Source organism: Bacillus cereus group sp. BfR-BA-01524 (assembly GCF_022662595.1).
GTDB classification, from domain to species: domain Bacteria; phylum Bacillota; class Bacilli; order Bacillales; family Bacillaceae_G; genus Bacillus_A; species Bacillus_A thuringiensis_S.
In genome coordinates, this window is record NZ_JAKUDW010000187.1 from 1 (window position 1) to 3937 (window position 3937).

Sequence of the window (3937 nt, forward strand, 5' to 3'; positions counted from 1 at the left end):
TCCAATAAAGTTAGTTTGTCTAGCATCTAAAAATAAAAATTGACGTTTCACGTTGTTTGTTTCGTTCAGTTTTCAAAGAACTACTTGGTCGCTCATTTGCGACTTCCTTATCTTAACATCTTCGTTAGTTAATGTCAACTAAGTTTTTTATTTCGTTTGTCGCTTGCGACGTTAATGTCATCGGCGACTTGTTCTATATTACACCTCTAAAGTATAATCGTCAACACCTTTTTATAAAGAAATTCAATTTAATATTTATATGCTTTGTTAGCTAGATACGTCTCTCCAAGGATTCATTACCAAAGAGCTACCTCCTGCTTCTCTTTAATTATATTTCCCCTAAATATATTAAAGTTACTTTAAACCTTAGACTTAATTTGTACAGAAGTTTTTCCCCAGCGAAACTAACAATCTTATTTTAATAAATATTAATACCTCTTTGTTTATCACGCCCTCTATTAGAAACGATTGAAGATATACGTATTCTTATAACAGACAACGATACAGAAATCCATAATAAACTCATATACTACTCTAGTTATAGAGTCCCAAGTTCTCCTTATATGAAGTAATGGTTGCTTATCTGTTTACTCACAAATATATAGAACCACACTAATATATTTATTAACTATCCCTGTTTCACTGAAATATCAGCCTTATATCTCTTTCATCTTTAGTATCATCTATTTCCATACAGCTATATTCTCTTAATAAACATTTAAGATATGCTCAAGGTTCGAATTGATTAATAGTATTTCCTTTTTAAACACATATACAGAACACTCGTTCCTTTCATTGCTTCACTTTTTATATAACATTAATAGATATTAATCCCATACCTATATTTACGTTTTACTGCTAAAAGAGCGAATCATTTCACTAACAAAGCATTTAGTTTCATTTCTAGTATATATCCCCCTTTTGAAATACATATAGAATCATAATTTCCGTTGTTTCTATCTCCCCCCTAAGAATACACAACCATACAAAAACAATTCTACAACAAAGTATACGGCGGCTGCACAATTATAAATCTTAATCTCCTCAATACCTACAGGGGTGCTGTCCGCCTTTAACGCAAATATATACTAAAAAAATTTCAATATAAAATGGCCGGAATTTCTACACTAAGAAAAATCCGGCTCTTATTTTTAGGCAACAACCAAAATCATTTTTACATTCAGTATTAAATGTCTATTCAATATTCCCTACTCCGCTCTGATAAAGGTGAATGTATCATATCTGCCACTGCATAATATAGATTTTCTGGATGTTCGGCTATCCGATGACATAAATACAAATACCACTCTTTCCCATAAGTCAAATATACTCTAGCGTTATGTCCTTTGTTTTTCAAATCTCTTAACATATCCGGACGAATTCCATATAACATTTCTATTTCTACATTAGGATGACTAAAATATTGACGTTGCTCCATCTCTTTAATAAGAATTTCATCATGTGTAGCTATAGACACAGGGTGATGGTTTTCAACTAGTTTTTCTACAATTTGAAGATACTGTTGATTTAAATCAGTTGATCTAGGCATAGCAATATCCGGAACTTCTTGATAGGCACCTTTTACAACTCTTATTTTTCCTGGATAATGAAGGAGTTCTTGAATATCATTGTTTGAGCGGTATAAATGTGCCTGTATTGTTATCCCTACATTATGATATTGCTCAGTTACCTTTTTATAAATGGAAAGAATGTCCGCTGCTTTAGATGATTCTTCCATACTTATCATAAGGGTAGTTCCATGTACTTTCGCCTTCTCTGCCAACTCCATTAAATGAATATAAGATATTTCTGGATCTATGGATAATCCAATATGCGATAAATCGAGTGATACTGTTTGTTTCATAGATAGAGCACCCATGTCCCCAATAAGATTCAAAAACTCATTTTTTGCTTTATAGCATTCCTCTATATCTAGAGTATTTTCCCCTATGTATTCTAGTGAAGTATGATAACCTTTTGTAATTAGTTCTTTTGCCGTCCCAATTCCCTCATGTCTCGTTTCTCCGGTGACAAAGCGTTTCGCAGCTTGTAATAATAACGCATAGAGTTCAGTGGATTGTTGTACATATGCTTTTATATGTTCATTTCGTGCAATCGATTTAAATGCCTGAGCTACTTGTAATTCTGGTTTAGTTATCACATTTTCATCTCCTTTAGAACTATTTGACCCTACTATAGCATGCTAAAATGGTTTGTATTAGTACCATTTCATCCAAACTTTTATGGTACCAATTTTGATGAAGGGAGCATTTATATGCTTTGGATACCTATTGATCGATCTTTAGATATAAGTTTAATTCGACAAGTTTATCACCAAATACGTGAACGAATATTAAACGGAGAGCTACAATCCGGTGAAAAACTACCAGCAACAAGGGAATTATCTTCTGAGTTAGGTGTGTCTAGGAATGTAATTTTAGAAGCTTATGATCAATTATTTTCCGAAGGCTTTTTGGTCACTCGGCAAGGAGCTGGGACATTCATTGCCGAAGGGACTTATTTAGAACAACGTAAAAAATCAACTCTAATTGATTCTTTATCTTGGTGCGAAGAAACAAACAAAGACAGTAATATCATTAATTTTCGTTCAGGAATACCAGCATTAGACTTATTTCCACGTAAAGGATGGGCAAAGTTGTCTCACACTATATGGAATGAAACACCTCCTTCTACGTTTGGATATGATATCCCCCAAGGTCGTCCCGAATTAAGAAAGGTTTTATCACGCTATTTACTAAAAACAAGAGGAGTTTTTTGTCATCCAGAACAATTGGTGGTTACTTCCGGTGCAACTCAAGCTTTAACACTTGTCTCTAAGTTACTTTTGTCATCAGGTGACGAAGTACTAATAGAAGATCCCATCACCAATGATATTCAAACAATTTTTAAAAATTCAGGAGCCTTTCTTTCCCCTATACCAGTTGATGATAATGGGATGAATACATCTTTGTTACCTGCAAATAAAAATCCAAAATTCATCTTCATTACTCCTTCTCATCAGTTCCCTTTAGGTGGAACGTTGCCAATTCAACGACGTGTTCAATTGGTTAACTACTCAAGAAAAACAAATTGTTACCTCATTGAAGATGATTATGATAGTGAGTTTCGATATGAAGGTTCACCTGTAAGTTCATTACAGGGATTGGATCCCGAACGTGTTATATACATAGGTTCATTTAGTAAAATTTTATCACCGGCCCTTAGGATGGGATACTTAGTTCTTCCCTCACACCTTATTGAAAAATGTCGCAGGGTAAAATGGTTTTCAGATTTACATACACCTTCTTTAAATCAGCTTATCCTTGCTAAATTTATTGCCGAAGGTTATTTGGAACGACATATTATGAAGATGAAAAAAATCTATAAAAATCGAAGAGACTTCCTTATCCAGCAATTAAAATCAGTATTCTCAAATACAATCAATATTTTCGGTTATTCTACAGGATTACATCTGATTGTTGAATTCAATCAAGTTCAATTCACAAAAGAATTACTTGAGAAAATCCAACAACTCGGAGTGAAAGTATATCCTGTGGAAGACCATGCCATTGAAAAAGGAAAACATCACAATCGAATTATTATAGGGTATGGCCATTTAACAACTGAAGAAATAAAAGAGGGTGTGAGCAGGCTCCAGAGGGCAATACTTCGTATATATTCTTGTTAACAAATAGACTTTAAAGCTCAGCCATATTTTTCTGAAGGTATGCTACTTAAATGTGAAATTCTAATAAAATAAAGTTGTTTCTTGCTAGATAAACGTACTCATAGAGCTTACATTAATTACAAGTTTATTTTATAAAACACAAAAAAGACGAGTCATTCTGACTCGTCTTAAAGTTGCTTGGCGACGTCCTACTCTCACAGGGACAAGGTCCCAACTACCATCGGCGCTAGAGAGCTTAACTTCCGTGTT

2 protein-coding genes are annotated in these 3937 nt (G+C 33.7%); one reads left to right on the forward strand and one right to left on the reverse strand.

All coding sequences use genetic code 11. The features are described 5' to 3' along the window. Positions 1-1198: 1198 nt before the first annotated feature. Positions 1199-2158, reverse strand: coding sequence for a proline dehydrogenase family protein (locus tag MR170_RS29950; protein ID WP_242310517.1), 960 nt, complete (start codon positions 2156-2158; stop codon positions 1199-1201). Positions 2159-2275: 117 nt separating this feature from the next. Between MR170_RS29950 and pdxR the strand changes: the two genes are divergently transcribed. Beyond that, positions 2276-3688, forward strand: coding sequence for a MocR-like pyridoxine biosynthesis transcription factor PdxR (gene pdxR / locus MR170_RS29955; RefSeq protein WP_098629666.1), 1413 nt, complete (start codon positions 2276-2278; stop codon positions 3686-3688). The last annotated feature ends 249 nt before the right edge of the window (positions 3689-3937 follow it).